Origin of the sequence: Pseudomonas sp. NPDC077186 (assembly GCF_044543505.1) — a bacterium.
In the GTDB taxonomy this organism is placed as follows: domain Bacteria; phylum Pseudomonadota; class Gammaproteobacteria; order Pseudomonadales; family Pseudomonadaceae; genus Aquipseudomonas.
Genome location: NZ_JBITWE010000001.1, coordinates 906992 through 926499 on the forward strand (window position 1 = coordinate 906992; position 19508 = coordinate 926499).

The following is a 19508-nucleotide window of genomic DNA, read 5'->3' on the forward strand; positions in this document are numbered from 1 at the left end:
GCCGGCGGCCGGATTTCACTTGGCGATGCGCTTGGCGGCATCGTCCAGCGCATCATCCACGGTCTGACGACCGGAGGTGATGTTGGTCAGCGCCGGCGCCATGGCCGACCAGAAGGCGCCCATCTCCGGCACGTTGGGCATCGGCCGGCCGAGCTGGGCGTTGTCGAAGGTGGCCTTGATCAGCGGGTCGCTGGCCAGCTCGGCCATATAGGCCTTGTTCGGCACCGCGCCGAGCGGCACGTCGGCGCTCATGGTCTTGAGCCCCTCGACCTGCAGCAGATAGTTCTCGAGGAACTCCACGGCCAGCGCCTGGTTGGGGCTGGCGGCGTTCAGCGCCGCGGCCATCACCCCACTGAAGGGCCGACTGGGCGCATCGCCGACGGCGGGAATCGGCGCCACGCCGAGGTCGATGCCGCTCTTCCTGGCGTTGGCCCAGGCCCAGGGACCGCTGATGAACATGGCCGACTCGCCCTTGTTGAAGGCGGCCTCGGCCGAGCTGTAGTCGGCGCCCTTGGGCATCACCCCGGCGTCGATCAGCGCCTTGAGGGTCTGCGCGCCCTGCTTGGCACCTGCGGTGTTGACCCCGGTGCGGCTGGTGTCGTAACCGCCGTCGGCGTCGGCGAACACGTAGCCGCCGTTGGCGGCCAGCAGCGGCCAGGTGAAGTAGGTGTTGTTGTAGTCCCAGAGGATGGCGCGCTTGCCGGACTTGGCCAGCTCGGCGTTGAGCGCCAGCACTTCGTCGAAGTCCTTCGGCGGTGTGGGCACCAGCGCCTTGTTGTAGAGCAGGCCGATGGCCTCGACCGCCATCGGATAGCCCCACAGCTTGCCGCCGTAGGTCACCGCATCCCAGGCAAAATCCTCGATCTCGTCCTGGGTCTTGGCACTGGGGGTGATCGGCGAGATCAACCCGCTCTGCGCCCATTCGCCGAGGCGGTCGTGGGCCCAGATGAAGATGTCCGGGCCGTTGCCGGTGGCGGCGGCCTGCTGGAACTTGTCGGTGGCGCTGTCCGGGTGGGCCACCTCGACGGCGATGCCGGTGTCGGCGGTGAAGCGCTCGCCGACCTTGGCCAGGCCCTTGTAACCCTTGTCGCCGTTGATCCAGATGATCAGCTTGCCTTCTTCGATGGCAGCCTGGGCCGGCAGGGACTGGCCCAGGGTGGCGGCCAGGCTGATAGCGACTGCACTGAGCAGCGTCTTGTTCATGTCTTGTTGTCCTCGTGGCTTCTTGTTGTTGATCCACAACCGCGGCGAGCCGGTGAGCGCTCTGCCAGCCCGGTCATCCTCGGCCGAAAGCGCAAGCGCCACATCCTCCCCGCCCTCCCTCTCGAGGGCGTAGAGGCGGGGGCGTAGTCTGCCTGCGACTCCGGAAAAAAGCATGCGCCCCGGCCCCTTCTGCGCCTGTTGCAGGCGGCGTGGTGCGGGTGTACTGGAGGCTCACCAGTTGCGGGAGAACCCCATGCGCCGCTCTTCGTTGCCGACTTCGCTCACCACCCTGGCCTGCGTCCTGCTCTGCCAGTTTGCCAGCGCCGAGCCACAGCTGCAGGCCTGGCTGGATCAACGGCCAGTGCCGCTGCAATGGAGCAACCCGGCGCCGCAGCGCTACAGCGTCGAGCTGGAGCTGAGCGCCGGCCAGTTGCGTCTGCAGGCACCCAACGCCAGCGGCAGCGCCCAGCCGCTGGCCCTGTACCAGCGTCAGGACTGGCACGCGGGCAGCTCATTCAACCTGCAGATCGGCGCGCCCGGTCGCTATCGCCTGATGTTCCAGGAAGACGCTCAACCCCATCTGCGCCTGCTGCCGCTGCGCGAGAACGCGCCGCGCAGCGTCTGTCGCGCCTGGCAGGGCGAGGCGCTAAGCGTCGCGGTCGGCCAGGTGTTCGCCGACGGCGAGGTGCTGCGCGATGCCTACAGCGGCCAGTTGGCCACGGTGGAGAACGGCCGCGTCGAGCTGACCCCGGCGGCGCATAGCGACGGCCTGCTCTTGCTCGAGCCGGCCGAAGCGAGTACGGAGGTCAAGCACGACTGGCGCAATGCCACGGTGTATTTCGTCATCACCGACCGCTTCGCCAATGGCGATACCAGCAACGACCGCAGCTACGGACGCCAGCCCGACGGCGAGCAGGAGATCGGCACCTTCCATGGCGGCGACCTGCGCGGTCTGACCGGCAAACTCGACTATCTGCAGCAGTTGGGAGTCAATGCGCTGTGGATCAGCGCGCCCTTCGAGCAGATCCATGGCTGGGTCGGCGGCGGCGACAAGGGCGACTTTCGCCATTACGCCTACCACGGCTACTACCCCATGGACTTCACCCGCCTGGACGCCAACATGGGCACTGAAGACGAGCTGCGCGAACTGATCGCCCAGGCCCACGCCCGCGGCATCCGCGTGCTGTTCGACGTGGTGCTCAACCATCCCGGCTACTCGACCCTGGCCGACATGCAGCAGCTCGGCTTCGGCGCCCTGCGCAGCGGCATGGCCCAGCACCTGCCGCCGCGCTGGAGCGACTGGCGGCCGGAGGGCTTCGAGAACCTGCACGCCTACCACAACCTGATCGACTACCAGCATGCCGCCTGGCGCAACTGGTGGGGCAAGGACTGGGTGCGCGCCGGCATCGCCGACTACGATGCCCCGCCCAGCGCACTGGTCGACCCGATCAAGGGCTCGCTGGCCTTCCTCCCCGACTTCAGGACCGAAAACCCGCAGCCGGTGGCGCTGCCGCCTTTCCTGCAGCGCAAGGCCGACACCCGCGCGGTGCCGCGCGAGGGCTACCGGGTACGCGACTACCTGGTGGAGTGGCTGACCTTCTGGGTGCGCGAGTTCGGCGTCGACGGCTTCCGCGGCGATACGGTCAAGCACGTCGAACTGGAAAGCTGGGCGGCGCTGCGCCAGGCCGCCGACCAGGCGCGCGCCGACTGGGCGGCGGCCAACCCCGATGATCCCATGAGCGGCAGCCCGTTCTGGATGGTCGGCGAGGTGTTCGGTCATGGCCCGCAGGTCAACGTCTACCAGGCCAACGGCTTCGACGCGCTGATCAACTTCGACTTTCAGGGCCAGCTCGCCGCCAAGGCCAGCGAGTGCCTGAGCCAGGCCGAAGAGGGCTACCGCGACTATGCCGAACTGCTGGCCAACGACGCGGGGCACAACTTTATGAGCTACGCCTCGTCCCACGACACCTCGCTGTTCTTCGCCGAACAGGGCGAGCAACTGGAGCGCCAGCGCGGCCTGGCCGCCGCCCTGCTGCTGTCCCCCGGTGCGGTGCAGATCTACTACGGCGACGAGAGCGCCCGCCCGCTCGGCCCCAGCGGCTCCGACCCGCAGCAGGGCACGCGCTCGCCGATGAACTGGGCGGCCCAGCAGCAGGCGCCAATCGCCGAACTGCTCGAGCACTGGCGCATCCTCGGCCAGTTCCGCGCACGCCACCCGGCCATCGGCGCCGGCCGCCACCAGCGCCTGTCCAGCCAGCCCTACGCCTTCGCCCGCACCCTCGGCGACGACCGCGTGGTGATAGTTCAGGGACGGTAAAAACCTCGGTGCGCACGGCGCACCCTACGCCAACGCCGCACCATCGGGTGCCCGCCATGCCCCCGAGCAACCGCCAACCCCTAGGGTGTCGCGGGGCCGCCTAGGCCGCGCGCACCACCTGCTACCCGGTACCGTTATGACACCAGAACAACTACGCCGCCAAAGCCAACTGGCCTTCGCCGCCAGCGGCGCCGAACTCGAGGTGGGCTCGCTCGCCGACTGCCCGCTGCCCCTCGACCAACTGCTGGCCACCCGCCCCGGCAGCCCCTGGGTACGTCGCCATTTCGCCGGCGGGCTGACCGCCGAGGTCTACCAGATCGAGGCCGGCGGCCGGCTGTGGACGCTCAAGCGCGCGCGCAACCCGTGCAAGGTACAGAACCCCGACGGCCAGACCTCCTTCCTCAATGAAGTGCAGCGCCGCGGCGAACTGCAGGCGCTCAAGCGCCAGGCGGATTGGCACGGCCCGCTGTCCGGCATCGTCGAGACCCGCTACGCCAGCTACCGCCAGGGCCTGCTGCTGTCGCCCTGGATCGCCGGCGAGGGGATCAGCGAATGGGACGAACGGCGCCTGCTGCAGCTGTTCGACAGCCTCTCGGCGCTGCTGCAGCTGGGCTTCTTCGAATGGGACCTGTGCCCCGGCAACCTGCTCGACGACGGCCGCATCCGCCTGTTCGACTTCGGCTATATGTACCGCTTCGAGCCCTTGCGCGAGTACAACAGCAACGGCCTGCTGACCCCGCAGTGCCACGGCGCCGAACGCTTCGAAACCCGCTGCTACTACGCCCACCTGCTGCGCCTGGAGCGCGAACGCGGGCAGAGCGCCGCCCTGGCCGCGCTGGAACTGGAAAAGCGCATCGCCCTGGATTGCTACCAGCGCCTGCGCAGCCAGCTGATCAAGCGCGGCGCCAGCGGCTCGGTGCTGGGCTGGCTGGGCGGCATCATCGGCCAATGGCGCACGGCGCTGGACGGCGGCCTGGAGGGCCTGTACCTGCGCGAGGCCTGGCGCTCGCACCTGAGCGATCTGGAGGACGACCTCGGCGGCCAGACCTGCACGCCGCTGACCCTGCAGCGCATCGACTGGCTGCAGCAGTGCCTGCACGAGTGCGGCGCCCAGCTGCAGCGCCTGGAACTGCTCGCCGGGCGCACCCCGGACGCCTGGCGCGCCGAGCTGGAACAGGCGCTGCAGCAGGCGCATGAGTGGCAGGTTGGTGAATAGCCGGGAGGTGAATGGGAATTGGTGCGCACGGCCTAGGCGGCCCCGCCCCCCCCCTACAAAGGCATGCCGTGCGCGTTCCCGTAGGGTGCGCTGTGCGCACCGCGGCTACAGCGGTTCTCCCCCATATACCCCGTCTAGCGGCGATAACTCGATGGGGCACCGGAACAACCGCTAGCCTGGCAGATCGGCGGTTAACCCCGGTGCGCACAGCGCACCCTACGGGACACCGCCGGCCGTAGGGTGTCGCGGGGCCGCCTAGGCCGTGCGCACCGTGGCTTGCGCGGTCACTCGCCGAACGCGCCCTTGTCGTCGTCCTCCGCCACCCCGCCCCAATCCGCCGGATACACGCCTGCGCGCACCAGGCGGTGATAGCTCGACCAGGGCCAGTCGGCCACCCGCTCGACCAGGCCGTGGCGCACCGGGTTCCAGTGCAGATAATCCAGGTGCCGGCGGTAATCCTCTTCATCACGGATGCGGTGTTCCCAGAAGCGCCTTTGCCACAGTCCCGCCTCGCGGCGCAGACGCCGGCTCAGGCTGACGCCCTCGGTTTGCGGCAGGGCCTGACTGGTCAGGCGTTTGATCATCGACCAGCGCAGGCCGAACTCGGCATCGCCCGGTGGCAGTTGCCACAGGCAGTGCAGGTGATCGGGCAGCAGCACCCAGCCGTGAATGGCAAAGGGATAACGCTGGCGCACCTGCTCGATGGCCCCGCGCAAGGCCGCGCGCAGCGGTGCCTCGGTGAGCAGCGGCCGGCGCTGGTGGCTGACCTGAGTGAAGAAATAGCAGGCGCCCTGCTCCCAGGCGCGGCGGTAGTCGGACATTCCCTGTCTCCTGGCGCTGATTGCCTGTACAGGATAGCCTCCGGTGCGCGCAGCGCACCCTACCGGGACCGCCGCCCTTGGCACGGTGCTGCATTTCGTAGGGTGTCGCGGGGCCGCCTAGGCCGTGCGCACCGCGGCCGCAGCGGTTTTTTCGACAGCGCCCGCCCGGCACCAACAGCTCGAGCAGACGCGGGAACAACCGCTGGCCTGGCAGATCGGCGGTTAACCCCGGTGCGCACAGCGCACCCTACCGGACCGCCGCCCTCGGCACGATGCAGCACTTCGTAAGGTGCGCCACACCGCGCACCAGGCGCCGATCGCTCAGGTCAGGTAGCGGGCGCACAGCGCCTGCTGCTCGGCCACCATGGCCGCCTGGCGCTCGCTGCTCTCGGTGATACCGACGATGCGCTGCATGTTGTCCTCGGCCACCGCGTGGATGTCGTGCATGCTGCGCGTCACGTCTTCGGCAGCCAGGCGCTGCTGGGCGGTGGCCTGGCTGATCTGCCGCGACATGCCGGCGATGGCGCCGACCTGCTCGTGGATCCGCTGCATCGCCTGGTCGGCCTCGCCGACCTGGGCCAGGTTGGCCTGCATGTGCTGGCGGCTCAGCTCCAGCGACTGTACCGCCGCCTGGATGCCCTGCAGCAGGCCGTCGATATGCGACTGGATCTCGCCGGTGGAGCTGGCCGTGCGCAAGGACAGGCTGCGCACCTCGTCGGCGACCACGGCGAAGCCGCGGCCCTGCTCGCCGGCGCGCGCCGCCTCGATGGCCGCGTTGAGTGCCAGCAGGTTGGTCTGCTCGGCGATGCTGCGGATCACCGCGAGGATCTGGCCGATGCGCTGCCCGCCGGCCTCGACCTCGGCGATCTCGGCCACGCTGCCCTGCAGCTGCTGCGCCAGCGCCTGGGTGCTGCGGATGGTGCCGGCCATGATCTGGCTGCCGCTGTCGACGCAGGCGCCGACGCTGTCGACCCGTACCGCGGTCTGCTCGGCATGCACCGCCACCTCGGCGAAGCTCGACTCCATCTGGGTCAGGCTGGCGGCCAGCGCGCCGATGCTCGAGCGCTGCCGATCCAGGCCCTGACGCGCTTCGGCGCAGGAGCCCGAATTGCTGCGGGCGATGGTGCCCTGCTGGTCGGCGGCGCGACCCAGCTGTGCCAGGGCGTCGCGCAGGTTGCCGGCGACCCGATTGACGTCCGCCGCGACCCGGCCGAACTCGTCCGCCCGCTGGTAATCGCAGCGGCCACGCAGATCGCCCTCGGCCAAGCGGTTCAGCGCGCCTGACACCGCGCCCAGCGCCCGGCGCATGGTGCGGCTGAGCCAAACGCCCATGCTCAGGGCGATGCCGAGCGACAGCGCGGCCAGCCACAGCAGGCGATCGAAGCCACGCCGATAGGTCAGGCGCGCCTGTTCGAGCTGCGCCCGAGCGTCGCGCTCGCTCGCCTCGATCAGTTGCCCGACCTGCTCGCCCACCTGCGCCTGCAACGCCTGCAGCTGGCGCTTGCGCGCCTGGTTAGCCTGCTTGTCGGCGAGCCAGCCGGCGTACTGGGCCAGCGCGCCCTGGCCGTCGAGCAGCAGGTTGCGCTCGATCTCGGCGAATTCGCCACGATAGGTATGCACATAGTCGGTGCGACTGTCCTGGTGGGGCAGCAGGTCGTCCAGCACCCGCCCCAGCTTGTCATGCAGATTGGGCAGACGTTCCCTGACCTTGGCCTCGGCCTGCTGCAGACGCTGCGGCGAGGCGCTGCCAACCGCGTCGAAGACCAGCGCCTCGACCTGCTCCAGCGGAATGATGAACTGCTTGAGCGAGTAGGCGACGTAGTCGTCCTTGGTGACGGCCTGCACCCTGAGCAGGTCCTGCTTGAAGCGCGACAGTTGCAGCTGCAGGTTGCGCAGCGTCACCGCGGTGCGCTCGACCCGCGCCAGCACCTGGCGCTGTGCCTCCAGCAGCTCGCGGCTCTGCGCGTCCAGCTGCGGCAGCAACTGCCCCAGCCGCACCAGCTCGGCCTGTTCGGCGCCGTTCCCCAGGGTCCGCATGACGTCCAGGCGGGCATCGACCCGTTCGGCATGCTGCCCGTGCGCGGTGGCGAAGGCCTCGAGTTCCTCAGCGCGTTCGGCGCCGAGGGCATCGGACAGGTTCTGGGTCAGGCCCTGCAGGGCACTGAAGAAGCTCTGGCTGGCCTGCAGCCGCGCGGCGCTGTGGGCGATGCGTTCGCCCGAGCCCTGCAGCTCGCCGATGGCGCTCAGGCTGCTGCCGCCGAGCAGCACCAGCAGCAGGGCCAGTGCGGCGATCAGCAGGTACAGCCGCGGCAGGAAGCCGAGTTCGAAGGCGGTCAGCCGGTTTACAAGAGGGGACAACATCGATCTCTCCTGTCGATAGAGACCGGGCCGCCGGCAACGGCGCGGCGGCCCGGCAGACTCAGAAGCCGCCGCTGGTAGTGGCCCCGGCCGTAACCGTCAGGCTGTTGTTGCCTCCCGGCTGCCAGGTCTTGACCTGGGTCGGGTCGCTCTCGTTACGGATGATGCATTTCCACTCCACCTGCTGGCCGGCCGGCAGGGCGATGCTGCCCTTCCAGGTCGGGTAGGCGCTGGTGTCGCTCAGGCGCACCGCGCCGGCCGCGCTCCAGTTGCCCAGCTGGGCGACGTTGCCCACCGCATAGACGCTGTCGCCCCACTGGGTTACGCCGTTGTCGCAGCGGAAGTTGACGCTGACCAGCTCGCCCTGTTCCTCATCGTCATCCTGGCCGCTGCGCCAGATACGGATCGCGCCGTTGTCGGTGCTGAGCGCCTGGGTGAAGTCGCCGCTGGCAACCTGGCCGGGCGAGGACAGGTTGGAGTCGAGGGCGATCAGCAGCTGCTGCTGGCTGCCGCTGACCGTCGCCACCAGGCCGGAGAACCCCTCATGGAACTGGATCGCCGAGGCCGCCTTGACCCCCGCCGCACGACGGATCTGGATCAGTTGGCGGATGAAGTCGCCATGACCCCAGTCATACATGTGCGGCCAGTACACCACCGGTGTACCCGGGCTGCTGAGGATGTAGGCGTAGGCCTGCTTCAGCCTCGCGTCCGGCAGCGGCCAGTGATGCTGACCGCCGTGCGGGCCGGGCGAGTAGCCGGTGTCGTGGTTGTCGACGAAGGTCACCGCCACCTCGCGCCAGCGCGCATCGGGGTTGCCGTTGAGGCCGTGGCGCCAGTCGGCGATGCCGCCGTTCTGCATGCGCTCCTTGAGGGCGAAGTCGAACACCGTGCACTTGGCGCGATCAGACCAGTCCTTGAGAATCTGCTGCCAGCTGGCGCCGTTGCGCCAGTCCCAGCTCGGGTACTCGCCCGGCGCCTTCCACAGCTCGCCGAGGCAGAAGCCGTTGTCGTGGGCATCGCTCATCCAGCTGGCAACCCGCTCGCCGGCGTAGCCGCGGACGAAGTCGAAGCGAAAGCCCCCGGCGCCATACTGGCTGCGCAGCCTGGCGAACTCGTCGAGGAACATCGCGTAGTTCTGCGGGTGGCCGGTATTGAGGTCGGCGTCGCCGCCCATGAAACGGTCGCCGTCGTCGCAGTCGTTGGCGTAGTTGCCCGGATCATTGCAGTCGTGGCGCCACAGCCCCTGGCCGGCCGGCAGGTTGATCTCCTTGTCCGGGTAGCCGCGGTTCATGTGGTTGGGCACCACGTCGTAGATGGGTTTGACCCCGGCCGCATTGAGCGCGCCGGCGGCCTGCCTGAGCAGGCTGTCGCTGCCATAGCGACCGTTCTTGTTGAAGTCGTGCCAGAAGTAGCCCTCGCCGCCGCCCGAGGTGCCGTTGCCGGGGTCGCTCCAACTGGAGAAGTCGCGCCAGGGCACCGGCATCCAGATCGCACTGAAACCATCGGCGGCCAGGGTCGGCGCCATGCTGGCCAGCGTCGCGTACCAGTTGCTCGAAGTACGCACGGTATTCCAGTGAAAGCCCTGGAGGATGATCTCGTCGCCGCCGTGGTAGCGCACGCCGCTGGTGGTCTTGCCTGGCGCGTCGGCGGCACGCACCAGATTGCCCCAGGGGTAGGCCAGCGGCGCCAGGGCCAGGGTCAGCGCGGCCAGTCGCAGGTATCGGTTCATCTTGAAGCTCCGTTCTTGTCATTGTTGTGAGCATCCGACTACGGGGGCTGCCCCCGGATGGACTGATCGGGGCCCGCGCGGGCGCCCCGATCACGGCAGCCTGCCGCGCCTGGCCGCGCCGCCAAACCTCCCCCGTGCACTTTCTGCAGGCGTAGGGCGCAGGCGTAGAAATTCCGCCTGCCAGCCATACCCCCCGCCGCTTCGCTACGCCCTGCCGCTCCGCCTCGAAAAAAGCACCCCAGGGAGGATGTGGTGGTGCCTTGCCTTGCCCGACTCTTGCCCACAGCGCCGCCGGCCGACTGCCTGCCCCGGTCGCGCCCAGTCAGTCCAACACCGAATCCAACAAGAAAGAAGGACCCACGATGAACACCAAGCAACCCGTCCAGCTGCTGCGTCCCAGCGCCCTGTTCGCCGCCATGCTGCTGGCCACCCCGGCCCTGGCCGTTGATTTCCACGGTTATATGCGTTCCGGCATCGGCGCCACCGCCGGTGGCGGCGACCAGGCCTGTTTCCAGGCCGCCGGCGCGCCGGCCAAGTACCGACTCGGCAACGAATGCGAGACCTATGCCGAGATCGGCCTCGGCCACGAAGCCTGGAAGGAGGGCGAGCAGAGCTTCTATATCGACAGCATGATCGCCTACAAGTCGGACCAGGCGAACGACTGGGAAGCCACCGACAGCGACGGCGGCAGTGCCTTCAACAACGGCACCAGCTCGATCCGCCAGTTCAACGTGCAGGCCAAGAACTTCCTGCCGGCCCTGCCCGGCGCCACCCTGTGGGCCGGCAAGCGCTACTACAAGCGCAACGACGTGCACATCAACGATTACTACTACTGGGACGTCTCCGGTCCCGGCGCCGGTATCGAGGACATCGACCTGGGCTTCGCCAAGGCGCACGTGGCCTGGATGCGCAACAACGATGGTGACTACGTCTACGAAGGCACCGGCACCGGTACCAACGTGGCCAACGACACCCTCGATCTGCGCCTGACCGACATCGACTTCAATACCGACGCCAAATTGGAGCTCGGCTACGACTATGGCAAGGCCAACCTGAGCGACCTGCAGGAGAAGGACCCCGGCTACACCGACCAGAAGGGGCATCTGGTCACCGTGCAGCACATCCAGGGCAACTGGTTCGGCGGTTTCAACAAGCTCGCTCTGCAGTACGGCACCGACGGCATCATCGGCAGCACCGGGCGCAACAGCACCGGCAACAGCGACGGCAAGATGCTGCGCCTGGTCAACCAGGGCGTGGTCGGCCTCTCCGACGACATCGAGATGATGTACGTGCAGATCTACGAGGATAAGGACTTCGACAACGACTCCGGCCAGACCTGGACCTCGTTCGGCGTGCGCCCGGTGTACAAATGGACCAACACCATGAGCACCGCGCTGGAGTTCGGCTACGACCATATCGACCCGCAGGCCAAGGGCGAGAAGTCCCGCGACCTGAAGAAAATCACCCTGGCCCAGCAGTGGTCGGCCGGCCGCAGCTTCTGGGCGCGTCCGCAGATCCGTGTGTTCGCCACCTACGCCATGTGGGACGGCGGCAAGTACAACGCCGCCAGCGAGTCCATCGACGCCGGCGACGACAACGGCCTCACCTTCGGCGTCCAGGCCGAAGCCTGGTGGTAAACGGTCAGGCATCCGTTGCATCCGGATGCCTGCCGATGCTGTAACGCTGCTCCTGTGGTCCTTGCCCCGGTTCTGCAATAGGCCGGGGCCTTTTACCAGGCGTGCCCGCTGCCCACATCCGGCGCCTCGCGCCACCTTCTCCCGGCGTGAGAAGACATAGGGGAGACGTCGCTACGCGACTTTCAGACTAATAAGAGGAATAACCCATGCCACCCTTCAAGATCGTCAGCCTCGCGCTGCTCACTCTTCTGATAACCGGCTGCGCCAGCGAACCGCTGCGCCGCATCGACGCCCTGAGCGCCAGCCCCGCACCCCTGCAGACTTCTGCCGGCAGCGCCGAACAGGCCCTGGCCGCCGCCCCCTCGTGCTGCGCCTCGCTGCGCGAGCTGCCCTACCAGCCCATCCCGGTGAATTTCAGTGGCGAGGTGCGCATCGACACCGGCGCCCCGGCCTTCGCCTTCGACAGCGGCAAGAGTTTTTTCCGTGCCTTCCAGTTGCCGGCCGCCAGTAAGTCGTTCGAGATCCGCCTGTACAGCCAGGCCGGTGAGACGGTGCTGGCGCCCAACGCCATGCTGCTCGACAGCCAGTTCCGCGTTACCCGCCTGCTCGGCGCCGAGGACTTCGTCTACGCCCCGGCCTCCGGCTTCAAGGGCGACAGCCTGGACGCGCGCCTGCGCGTCGACCGCCTGTATCCGGACAATCCGGGCAACGAACACTACCTGGTGCTCTACACCAGCGAGGCGCAGATGCGCGGCCAGACCGTCATCGAACACCCGGCCAAGGCCTTCGCCCGCGCCCTCGGCAACGAGGCGCCGAACATCCCCGACCCGGTGGCCAGGCATGCGCCGGTGGGGATGATCAAGATGGTGCTGATCGAGGACAAGGTGGCCGGCCAGCAGGCCAACACCTATGTGCCGCCGTTCAGCATCGGTCGCGAGATGGGCAACCAGCTGCCCAGCGTGCCGGCCCCGGCGGTACTGCCGGAAACCCAGGCCTACTACCGCCAGGCCATCGACGCCGCCCTCGCCAGCAAGGACCTGGAGCGTGCCCTGCGCCTGGCCGACGAAGCCGCGCGGGTCGGCGACGCCAGCGCCAAGGCCTATCTGCTCGAACGCATCCAGATCCGCTGAAACGATCGTCCCGGGGTGACCTGGCCGGCGCCACCGCCGCAGCCGTAGGAGCCCCGCCCCGGGGCGAAGCTGTGCTGGCTCCGGGTTGCCGTCCCGCGCATTCGCCGCGGGGCGCGGCTCCTACAGAGGCGGGCAGGTTGAACGACTGACCGCACAACCAGAGGTCGAGATGAGAACAACAAAAAAGCTCGCGACACTGATTCTGCTGTGCACTGCCACCTGGCCTGCTCTGGCCTTCGAGAAGAACGTGCTGACCGTCTGGATCGGCCAGGACAAGGGCTTCAAGGGCCTTGCCGAGATCGGCCAGCGCTTTACCGCCGACAGCGGCATGCCGGTCAAGGTCGCCACGCCGGACGACCTGGCCGTCCAGTACGACAAGTTCGCCGCCACGGCCAAGGGTCCGGATATCGTCATCTTCGCCCACGACCGCTTCGGCTCGTGGATCAACAACGGCCTGCTCGAAGCGGTCCAGCCCAGCGCAGAGGCCCTTCAGCGCGCCCCCGGGTTCGCCTGGGAAGCGCTGACCGTGGGCACCCAGCGTTTCGGCTATCCCCTGGCCACCGAAGTGGTCAGCCTGATCTACAACCGCAGGCTGCTGGCCAACCCGCCGCGCACCCTCTCCGAGGTCACCGCGCTGGACGGACGCTTGCGCGCCCAGGGCAGGCGCGCCATCGCCTGGGACCATAACAACCTGTATTTCTCCTGGCCGATCATCGCCGGCGCCGGCGGCTACAGCCTGCGCAAGCAGGGCGGCATCTACGACCTGGCCGATGTCGGCGTCGCCACCCCTGGCGCCATCGCCGGTATGCAGGCGCTCAAGCAACTGCTCGACGACGGCGTGCTGGAACCCGGCGACGATTACGCCAGTGCTCTGGAAGGCTTCAAGCAGGGTCGCATCGCCATGATCGTCAATGGCCCCTGGGTGTGGAACGAGCTGCGTGACGCCGGCCTCGACTTCGCCGTCGGCCATGTGCCGGGCATCGACGAGGCGCACCGGGGCCGGCCCTTCGTCGGCATCCTCGCCGCCGCGATCAACGCCAACAGCCCGCACAAGGCCCAGGCGCGACGTTTTCTCGAAGACTACCTGAGCAGCGCCGAGGGCCTGCGCAGCCTCAACGCCGACAGACCGCTGGGCGCGGTGGCCAACCTCGAGGTCATGTCCGAGCTGCGCCACGACCCGCTGATCGAACACAGCTACGAGTCCGCCGCCAGCGGCGAGATCATGCCGGACATCCCGGAGATGAAGCGTTTCTGGGCGCTGTTCAGCTCGCGCCTGGGCGCCATGCTCAAGGGCGACAAGCCAATCGCCGCCACCCTGGAACAGATCGCCCAGCGCCTGCGCGCCGCCGGCGAGGTACAGGCCTGGCGCCGCCGCCACTACCCCATCGCCGACTCCACGGCGGGGCCGCCCTGAGCGCCCCCACTCCCCATCCCCTCCAGGGACATTCGGGCGGCCTCGGCCGCCTTTTTTTCTCCGCTCGGCCGCCGACTCCTCGCCCGCGGCAGGCTCCCAGCAATAACGGGCCCCCTGGTCAGTGAGGGCGGAGCAAAACCTTATCTGCTCGTCACAAGGTTCCTCGCGGGAATCGGGTTGGGCAGGACCGAACGCCGCGGTATGACGGATTCGTGAACAGCCACAAACATACGATTAATCGAATATTACGGTGTGGCAATCAAGCACGCGCGGCCGTCAGGTAGAGCAACAAGCTGGGCGATCCCATGCAGGTGCATAGGGCCATGACGCCTTTACCTTTCATACGGAAATCCATATATTCGCTAAACCATATCTAAACGAGTGTCAGAGATGGCCTACAAGACCCGCGTGCTGTTCGTCTGTACCGCCAACGCCGCCCGCTCGCAGATGGCCGAGGCCCTGCTGCGCCACACCGATTCGGACAACTTCGAGGCGCACAGCGCCGGCAGCCAGCCGGGCGAGGTCGACCCGCGCGCCCTCGCCGCCCTGCAGCACCTCGGCGTGAGCACCGAAGGGCTGCACAGCAAGGGCCTGGACGCCTTCCACTGGAACGACTTCGAGTACGTCATCAGTCTGTGCGACAAGGCCAGCCAGGAATGCCAGCATATCCCCTTCGAGGGCCAGCGCCTGGCCTGGCACTTCGAGGACCCGGTGACCAGCAGCCAGCCCGAGGCCTTCCGCCACTGCCTGCACGAGATCCACGAGCGGATCAAGATGTTCGTGCTGGTCAAGACCAAGCGCTGAGGTAGCCATGGCCGACCTGCTCACCCCCACCACCGTCTTCAAGTGCCTGGCCGACGACACCCGCGTGCGCCTGATGCTGCTGATCGCCCGCGAGGAGGAACTGTGCGTCTGCGAGCTGACCTGCGCCCTCGGCGAGAGCCAGCCCAAGGTCTCGCGCCACCTGGCGCAACTGCGTAGCTGCGGCCTGCTGGCCGATCGCCGCCAGGGCCAGTGGGTCTACTACCGCCTGCACCCGCACCTGCCGGACTGGGTGATCGCCGTGCTCGAGGCCACGCTCGAGGCCAACAGCCACTGGCTGAGCCCGGACAGCAAGCGCCTGGCCGCCATGGGCGAGCGCCCGCAACGCGTCGCCGTGTGCTGCTGACTCCCTCGCCACAGGAAATCCGAATGACCACCCCCGACCTCCCCCAACTCGACGCCGAGCTGGCCGAACGGCCCAGCGCCGAGCGCCTCGACCTCACCCAGCGCCTCGCGCACAAGCCGCGCATCCTGCTGCTGTACGGCTCCAACCGCGAGCGCTCGTTCAGCCGCCTGATGACCGAGGAAGCCGCGCGCCTGCTCGAGCGCTTCGGCGCCGAGACGCGCATCTTCCACCCCGCCGGCCTGCCGCTGCCGGACGACGCGCCGGACAGCCACCCCAAGGTGCAGGAACTGCGCGAGCTGATGCAGTGGTCGGAAGGCCAGGTGTGGTGCTCGCCGGAGCGTCACGGCGCGATGACCGCGGTGTTCAAGGCGCAGATCGACTGGGTGCCGCTGGCCATGGGCGCGGTGCGCCCGACCCAGGGCAAGACCCTGGCGGTGATGCAGGTGTGCGGCGGCTCGCAGTCGTTCAACGTGGTCAACCAGCTGCGCGTGCTCGGGCGCTGGATGCGCATGTTCACCATCCCCAACCAGTCCTCGGTGCCCAAGGCCTTCCTCGAATTCGACGGGCAGGGGCGGATGAAACCCTCGTCCTACTACGACCGCCTGGTGGACGTGATGGAGGAGCTGGTCAAGTTCACCCTGCTGCTGCGCGAGCGCGCCGACTACCTGGTCGACCGCTACTCCGAACGCAAGGAATCCGCCGAACAACTGTCCGCGCGCGTCAACCAGCGCGCCATCTGAATCGAGGAGCGTCCCATGAGTCATCCCTACGACCTGCTGAGCATTCCCGGCCTTGCCGGCCAGTTGCTCTTCACCCCCTGCCCCGGCACCAAGGGCGGCTCGCTCGACGAGGCCCTGGCCACTTTGCAGCAGGCCGGCGCCAGCGCGGTGATCAGCCTGATGCCGCACAGCGAATTGGCCGCCAATGCGGTCGAGGCCATCGACGCGCGCTGCCAGGCCCTGGGCCTGGCCTGGTTCCACCTGCCGGTGGCCGACGAGCAGGTGCCGCTGGACGGCTTCGCCGCGGCCTGGCAGCAGTCCAGCGCCGCCATTGTCGCGCGCCTGCGCGCCGGGCAGCGCCTGGCCCTGCACTGCAAGGGCGGCTCCGGGCGCACCGGGCTGATCGCCGCGCGCCTGCTGATCGAGGCCGGCGTAGCGCGCAGCGAGGCCATCGCCCTGGTCCAGGCGCTACGGCCCAAGGCCATCCAACACCCGGCGCATGTCGACTGGATCAACCAGTTCGACGCCACTCACTGACCCAGCGGAGACCCGCACATGAGCATCAAAGTCGGTATCAACGGATTCGGCCGCATCGGCCGCCTGGCCCTGCGCGCCGCCTGGGACTGGCCGCAGCTGGAATTCGTGCAGATCAACGACCCGGCCGGCGACGCCGCCACCCACGCCCACCTGCTCAACTTCGACTCGGTACACGGCCGCTGGCAGCATGAGGCGGGCAGCGACGGCGACTGCGTGGTGGTGGGCGGCCGGCGCATCCGGGTCACGGCCAACAAGGCCATCGCCGACACCGACTGGAGCGGCTGCGACCTGGTGCTCGAGGCCAGCGGCAAGATGAAGACGGTCGAGGTGCTGCAGGGCTATCTGGATCAGGGGGTCAAACGCGTGGTGGTCTGCGCGCCGGTCAAGCAGGCCGGTGCGCTCAATGTGGTGATGGGGGTCAACCAGCAGCTGTTCGACCCGGCCCGGCACCGCATCGTCACTGCCGCCTCCTGCACCACCAACTGCCTGGCGCCGGTGGTCAAGGTGATCCACGAAAGCCTGGGCATCCGTCACGGCTCGATCACCACCATCCACGACCTGACCAACACCCAGAGCATCCTCGACCAACCGCACAAGGATCTGCGCCGCGCGCGGGCCAGCGGCATGAGCCTGATTCCCACCACCACCGGCTCGGCCACGGCGATCGCCGAGATCTTCCCCGAGCTGCGCGGCAAGCTCAACGGCCATGCGGTGCGCGTGCCGCTGGCCAATGCCTCGCTGACCGACTGCGTGTTCGAGGTCGAGCGCGCGACCACGGCCGAGGAGGTCAACGCCCTGCTCAAGGCCGCCGCCGAAGGGCCGCTCAAGGGCATCCTGGGTTACGAGGAACGCCCGCTGGTGTCCATCGACTACCGCAGCGATCCGCGCTCGTCCATCGTCGATGCGCTGTCGACCCTGGTGGTGGCTGGCACCCAGGTGAAGCTCTACGCCTGGTACGACAACGAATGGGGCTACGCCAACCGCGCGGTGGAGCTGGCGCGCCTGGTCGGCCAGGCCGGCTGATCCGTAGGGTGGACATGGCCAAGCCTTGTCCACCGCTGGCGACCATATGGCGGACAAGCCTATGGCATGTCCACCCTACCCTGCCACAAACGACCGCCGATGGTACGCACCGCCCAGGCGGCCCCACGACACCCCGCACAGGACGCTTGCGATGCACGCCCTCGCCCGGCTTTCCCCCGAAATCCGCCAGTACCTGCTGGTCACCGGCAACTACTGGGCCTTCACCCTCACCGACGGCGCGCTGCGCATGCTGGTGGTGCTGCATTTCCACAGCCTGGGCTACACGCCGCTGCAGATCGCCGCGCTGTTCCTGTTCTACGAGATCTTCGGCGTGGTCACCAACCTGCTGGGCGGCTGGCTGGGCGCGCGCATCGGCTTGAACCGCACCATGAACCTGGGCCTGGCGCTGCAGGTGCTGGCCCTGCTGATGCTCACGGTGCCGGCGGCCATGCTCACGGTACCCTGGGTGATGGGCGCGCAGGCGCTGTCGGGCATCGCCAAGGATCTCAACAAGATGAGCGCCAAGAGCTCGATCAAGCTCTTGGTACCCGGCGAGCAGCAGGCCACCCTGTACGCCTGGGTCGCGCGCCTGACCGGCTCGAAGAACGCGCTCAAGGGCGTCGGTTTCTTCCTCGGCGGCGCCCTGCTCAGCCTGCTCGGCTTCGCCGGCGCGGTGCTGGCCATGGCCCTGGCGCTCGGCGCCATCTGGCTGGCCAGCCTGGTGCTGCTGAAGAAGGACCTGGGCAAGGCCAAGAGCAAACCCAAGTTCCGCGACCTGCTGTCCAAGAGCCGGGCGATCAATATCCTCTCCGCCGCCCGCCTGTTTCTGTTCGGCGCGCGCGACGTGTGGTTCGTGGTGGCCCTGCCGGTGTACCTGGCCACCGTATTCGGCTGGGACTTCTGGTGGGTCGGCGGCTTTCTCGCCGTCTGGATCATCGGCTACGGCATCGTCCAGAGCCTGGCCCCGGCGATCACCGGCAAGCGCAGCGGCCAGGTGCCGGACGGCCGCGCCGCTTTCGTCTGGGCCGCGCTGCTGGCTGGCCTGCCGGCGGCCATCGCCCTCGGCCTGGGCAGCGCGCTACCAGCGCAGGCGGTGCTGATCGGCGGCCTGCTGGCGTTCGGCGTGCTGTTCGCGGTCAACTCCTCGCTGCACAGCTACCTGATCGTCAGCTACGCCCAGGAAGACGGCGTGTCGCTGGACGTCGGCTTCTACTACATGTCCAACGCCCTCGGCCGATTGCTCGGCACCCTGCTCTCCGGCTGGGTGTTCCAGAGCTGGGGCCTGGCGGCCTGCCTGTGGGTGTCGAGCGCCTTCGTGCTGACCGCCGCGCTGATCTCGCTGGGGCTGCCGCGGCATCGCGCCTAGCCGGTCAGGGCGCGCGCACGCCGCGCGCCGCTTCGCTGAGGTGGAACCAGGTCGGCGCATCCAGTTGCAGTTCGGCGCCGGCCAGGGCCTCCTCGATGCGCGCCTCGCGCAGGCTGCCGAGGATCGGCAGCGGCTGCCCCGGCAAACGGCGCAGCCAGGCCAGGGCGACCTGCATCGGCGTGGCCTGCAGTGCCCCGGCGACTTCCTCCAGCGCCTGCTGCAGCGCCGGGGCGAAACGCCCGCCGGCCAGCGGCGACCAGGCCAGCACCTGCAGGCCGTCGGCCTGCAGCGCTTGCAGACGGCCATCCCAGGCCGCCTGTTGAGCATTCAACGACAGCTCGATCTGGTTGCAGCGCAGTGGCAGCTCGCGGCCGAGCACCTGCCAGTGCAGCGGCTCGGCATTGGACAGGCCGAGCCAGCCGACCTTGCCGGCCGCGACCAGCGCCTGCAGCGCCCGCGTCACTTCGTCCAGCTGCAGCAGCGGATCGGGGCGATGCAGCAGGAAGCCGTCCAGCCGCTCGACGCCCAGGCGCTGCAGCGAGGCCTCCACTGCCCGAGTCAGGTAGCGGGCGCTGCTGTCGTAGTGCTTGACCCGCCAGCGCGAGACGTCCTGCGCCGCCGGCACTATATCGGCCTTGCTTATCAGCTGTAGCTGCGCACGCAATTGCGGGCGCAGGCGCAGGGCGGCGCCGAAGCGCGCCTCGCACTCGCCCAGGGCGTAGATATCGGCGTGATCGAAACCGTTGAGGCCGCGCTCCACGCAGCGCTCGACAAAACCGAGCAGCGCCTGCGGCGCGGCCAGCTCGGGATAGTCGAGCAGGCGCATCATGCCCAGCAGCAGCGGCTGCCGGATCGGGTGTGCAGTCATAG

The 19508-nt window shown here is 68.5% G+C and carries 16 protein-coding genes and 1 pseudogene; 11 read left to right on the top strand and 6 right to left on the bottom strand.

Features of this window, described 5'->3' with window-relative positions; genetic code table 11:
- Positions 1-15 precede the first annotated feature (15 nt).
- Positions 16-1203 carry a maltose/maltodextrin ABC transporter substrate-binding protein MalE gene (gene malE / locus ACIGKL_RS04140; RefSeq protein ID WP_397485435.1) on the bottom strand — a complete coding sequence of 396 codons (1188 nt, stop codon included), beginning with the start codon at positions 1201-1203 and terminating at the stop codon, positions 16-18.
- A gap of 253 nt (positions 1204-1456) precedes the next feature.
- On the opposite strand from malE (ACIGKL_RS04140), the gene ACIGKL_RS04145 reads away from it, so the two are divergent.
- Positions 1457-3520: an alpha-amylase gene (locus ACIGKL_RS04145; protein ID WP_397485437.1), complete on the top strand. Its 2064-nt coding sequence runs from the start codon at positions 1457-1459 to the stop codon at positions 3518-3520.
- 136 nt (positions 3521-3656) lie between these two features.
- Positions 3657-4736 (top strand): hypothetical protein, encoded by a 1080-nt coding sequence (locus ACIGKL_RS04150; protein WP_397485438.1) that lies wholly within the window; start codon positions 3657-3659, stop codon positions 4734-4736.
- A 284-nt stretch (positions 4737-5020) separates the two neighbouring features.
- On the opposite strand, the gene ACIGKL_RS04155 is transcribed toward ACIGKL_RS04150, so the two are convergent.
- The 4 genes and pseudogenes from ACIGKL_RS04155 to ACIGKL_RS04170 form a co-directional block, all read right to left on the bottom strand.
- Positions 5021-5557 carry an REP-associated tyrosine transposase gene (locus tag ACIGKL_RS04155; protein ID WP_397485439.1) on the bottom strand — a complete coding sequence of 179 codons (537 nt, stop codon included), beginning with the start codon at positions 5555-5557 and terminating at the stop codon, positions 5021-5023.
- Positions 5558-5878: 321 nt separating this feature from the next.
- The gene (locus ACIGKL_RS04160; RefSeq protein WP_397486245.1) at positions 5879-6583 is read right to left on the bottom strand and encodes a methyl-accepting chemotaxis protein; all 705 of its coding nucleotides are present in this window, start codon (positions 6581-6583) and stop codon (positions 5879-5881) included.
- 150 nt (positions 6584-6733) lie between these two features.
- Positions 6734-7918 (bottom strand): annotated as a pseudogene (locus ACIGKL_RS04165) (HAMP domain-containing protein); the annotation flags it as partial.
- A gap of 58 nt (positions 7919-7976) precedes the next feature.
- Positions 7977-9644: a glucan 1,4-alpha-maltotetraohydrolase domain-containing protein gene (locus ACIGKL_RS04170; protein ID WP_397485440.1), complete on the bottom strand. Its 1668-nt coding sequence runs from the start codon at positions 9642-9644 to the stop codon at positions 7977-7979.
- 362 nt (positions 9645-10006) lie between these two features.
- Here ACIGKL_RS04170 and ACIGKL_RS04175 point away from each other — a divergent pair, with 362 nt between their 5' ends.
- The 9 genes from ACIGKL_RS04175 (at position 10007) to arsJ (ending at position 18638) form a co-directional block, all read left to right on the top strand.
- On the top strand, positions 10007-11281 hold the full coding sequence (locus tag ACIGKL_RS04175; RefSeq protein WP_397485441.1) for a maltoporin: 1275 nt from the start codon (positions 10007-10009) through the stop codon (positions 11279-11281).
- 206 nt (positions 11282-11487) lie between these two features.
- A complete protein-coding gene (locus ACIGKL_RS04180; protein ID WP_397485442.1) occupies positions 11488-12411 on the top strand; it encodes a MalM family protein in 924 nt (307 codons plus the stop codon).
- Between the two features lie 169 nt (positions 12412-12580).
- Positions 12581-13825, top strand: a complete 1245-nt coding sequence (malE, locus tag ACIGKL_RS04185; protein ID WP_397485443.1) for a maltose/maltodextrin ABC transporter substrate-binding protein MalE — start codon at positions 12581-12583, stop codon at positions 13823-13825.
- Between the two features lie 390 nt (positions 13826-14215).
- Entirely contained in the window at positions 14216-14629 is a 414-nt protein-coding gene (locus tag ACIGKL_RS04190; RefSeq protein WP_397485444.1) for an arsenate reductase ArsC, read from the top strand.
- A gap of 7 nt (positions 14630-14636) precedes the next feature.
- The gene (locus tag ACIGKL_RS04195; protein ID WP_397485445.1) at positions 14637-14993 is read left to right on the top strand and encodes a metalloregulator ArsR/SmtB family transcription factor; all 357 of its coding nucleotides are present in this window, start codon (positions 14637-14639) and stop codon (positions 14991-14993) included.
- 23 nt (positions 14994-15016) lie between these two features.
- The gene (gene arsH, locus ACIGKL_RS04200; RefSeq protein WP_397485446.1) at positions 15017-15733 is read left to right on the top strand and encodes an arsenical resistance protein ArsH; all 717 of its coding nucleotides are present in this window, start codon (positions 15017-15019) and stop codon (positions 15731-15733) included.
- A 15-nt stretch (positions 15734-15748) separates the two neighbouring features.
- Entirely contained in the window at positions 15749-16249 is a 501-nt protein-coding gene (locus ACIGKL_RS04205) for a protein phosphatase (protein WP_397485447.1), read from the top strand.
- A gap of 18 nt (positions 16250-16267) precedes the next feature.
- Entirely contained in the window at positions 16268-17272 is a 1005-nt protein-coding gene (locus ACIGKL_RS04210) for an ArsJ-associated glyceraldehyde-3-phosphate dehydrogenase (RefSeq protein WP_397485449.1), read from the top strand.
- A gap of 151 nt (positions 17273-17423) precedes the next feature.
- Positions 17424-18638: an organoarsenical effux MFS transporter ArsJ gene (gene arsJ, locus ACIGKL_RS04215; RefSeq protein WP_397485451.1), complete on the top strand. Its 1215-nt coding sequence runs from the start codon at positions 17424-17426 to the stop codon at positions 18636-18638.
- A gap of 4 nt (positions 18639-18642) precedes the next feature.
- On the opposite strand, the gene ACIGKL_RS04220 is transcribed toward arsJ, so the two are convergent.
- A complete protein-coding gene (locus ACIGKL_RS04220) occupies positions 18643-19506 on the bottom strand; it encodes an aldo/keto reductase (RefSeq protein ID WP_397485452.1) in 864 nt (287 codons plus the stop codon).
- Positions 19507-19508 lie beyond the last annotated feature (2 nt).

Coding starts and splice junctions, on each gene's coding strand:
- malE (WP_397485435.1), bottom strand. CDS start 1,203: ATGAACAAGACGCTGCTCAGTGCAGTCGCTATCAGCCTGGCCGCCACC.
- ACIGKL_RS04145 (WP_397485437.1), top strand. CDS start 1,457: ATGCGCCGCTCTTCGTTGCCGACTTCGCTCACCACCCTGGCCTGCGTC.
- ACIGKL_RS04150 (WP_397485438.1), top strand. CDS start 3,657: ATGACACCAGAACAACTACGCCGCCAAAGCCAACTGGCCTTCGCCGCC.
- ACIGKL_RS04155 (WP_397485439.1), bottom strand. CDS start 5,557: ATGTCCGACTACCGCCGCGCCTGGGAGCAGGGCGCCTGCTATTTCTTC.
- ACIGKL_RS04160 (WP_397486245.1), bottom strand. CDS start 6,583: ATGGAGTCGAGCTTCGCCGAGGTGGCGGTGCATGCCGAGCAGACCGCG.
- ACIGKL_RS04170 (WP_397485440.1), bottom strand. CDS start 9,644: ATGAACCGATACCTGCGACTGGCCGCGCTGACCCTGGCCCTGGCGCCG.
- ACIGKL_RS04175 (WP_397485441.1), top strand. CDS start 10,007: ATGAACACCAAGCAACCCGTCCAGCTGCTGCGTCCCAGCGCCCTGTTC.
- ACIGKL_RS04180 (WP_397485442.1), top strand. CDS start 11,488: ATGCCACCCTTCAAGATCGTCAGCCTCGCGCTGCTCACTCTTCTGATA.
- malE (WP_397485443.1), top strand. CDS start 12,581: ATGAGAACAACAAAAAAGCTCGCGACACTGATTCTGCTGTGCACTGCC.
- ACIGKL_RS04190 (WP_397485444.1), top strand. CDS start 14,216: ATGGCCTACAAGACCCGCGTGCTGTTCGTCTGTACCGCCAACGCCGCC.
- ACIGKL_RS04195 (WP_397485445.1), top strand. CDS start 14,637: ATGGCCGACCTGCTCACCCCCACCACCGTCTTCAAGTGCCTGGCCGAC.
- arsH (WP_397485446.1), top strand. CDS start 15,017: ATGACCACCCCCGACCTCCCCCAACTCGACGCCGAGCTGGCCGAACGG.
- ACIGKL_RS04205 (WP_397485447.1), top strand. CDS start 15,749: ATGAGTCATCCCTACGACCTGCTGAGCATTCCCGGCCTTGCCGGCCAG.
- ACIGKL_RS04210 (WP_397485449.1), top strand. CDS start 16,268: ATGAGCATCAAAGTCGGTATCAACGGATTCGGCCGCATCGGCCGCCTG.
- arsJ (WP_397485451.1), top strand. CDS start 17,424: ATGCACGCCCTCGCCCGGCTTTCCCCCGAAATCCGCCAGTACCTGCTG.
- ACIGKL_RS04220 (WP_397485452.1), bottom strand. CDS start 19,506: ATGACTGCACACCCGATCCGGCAGCCGCTGCTGCTGGGCATGATGCGC.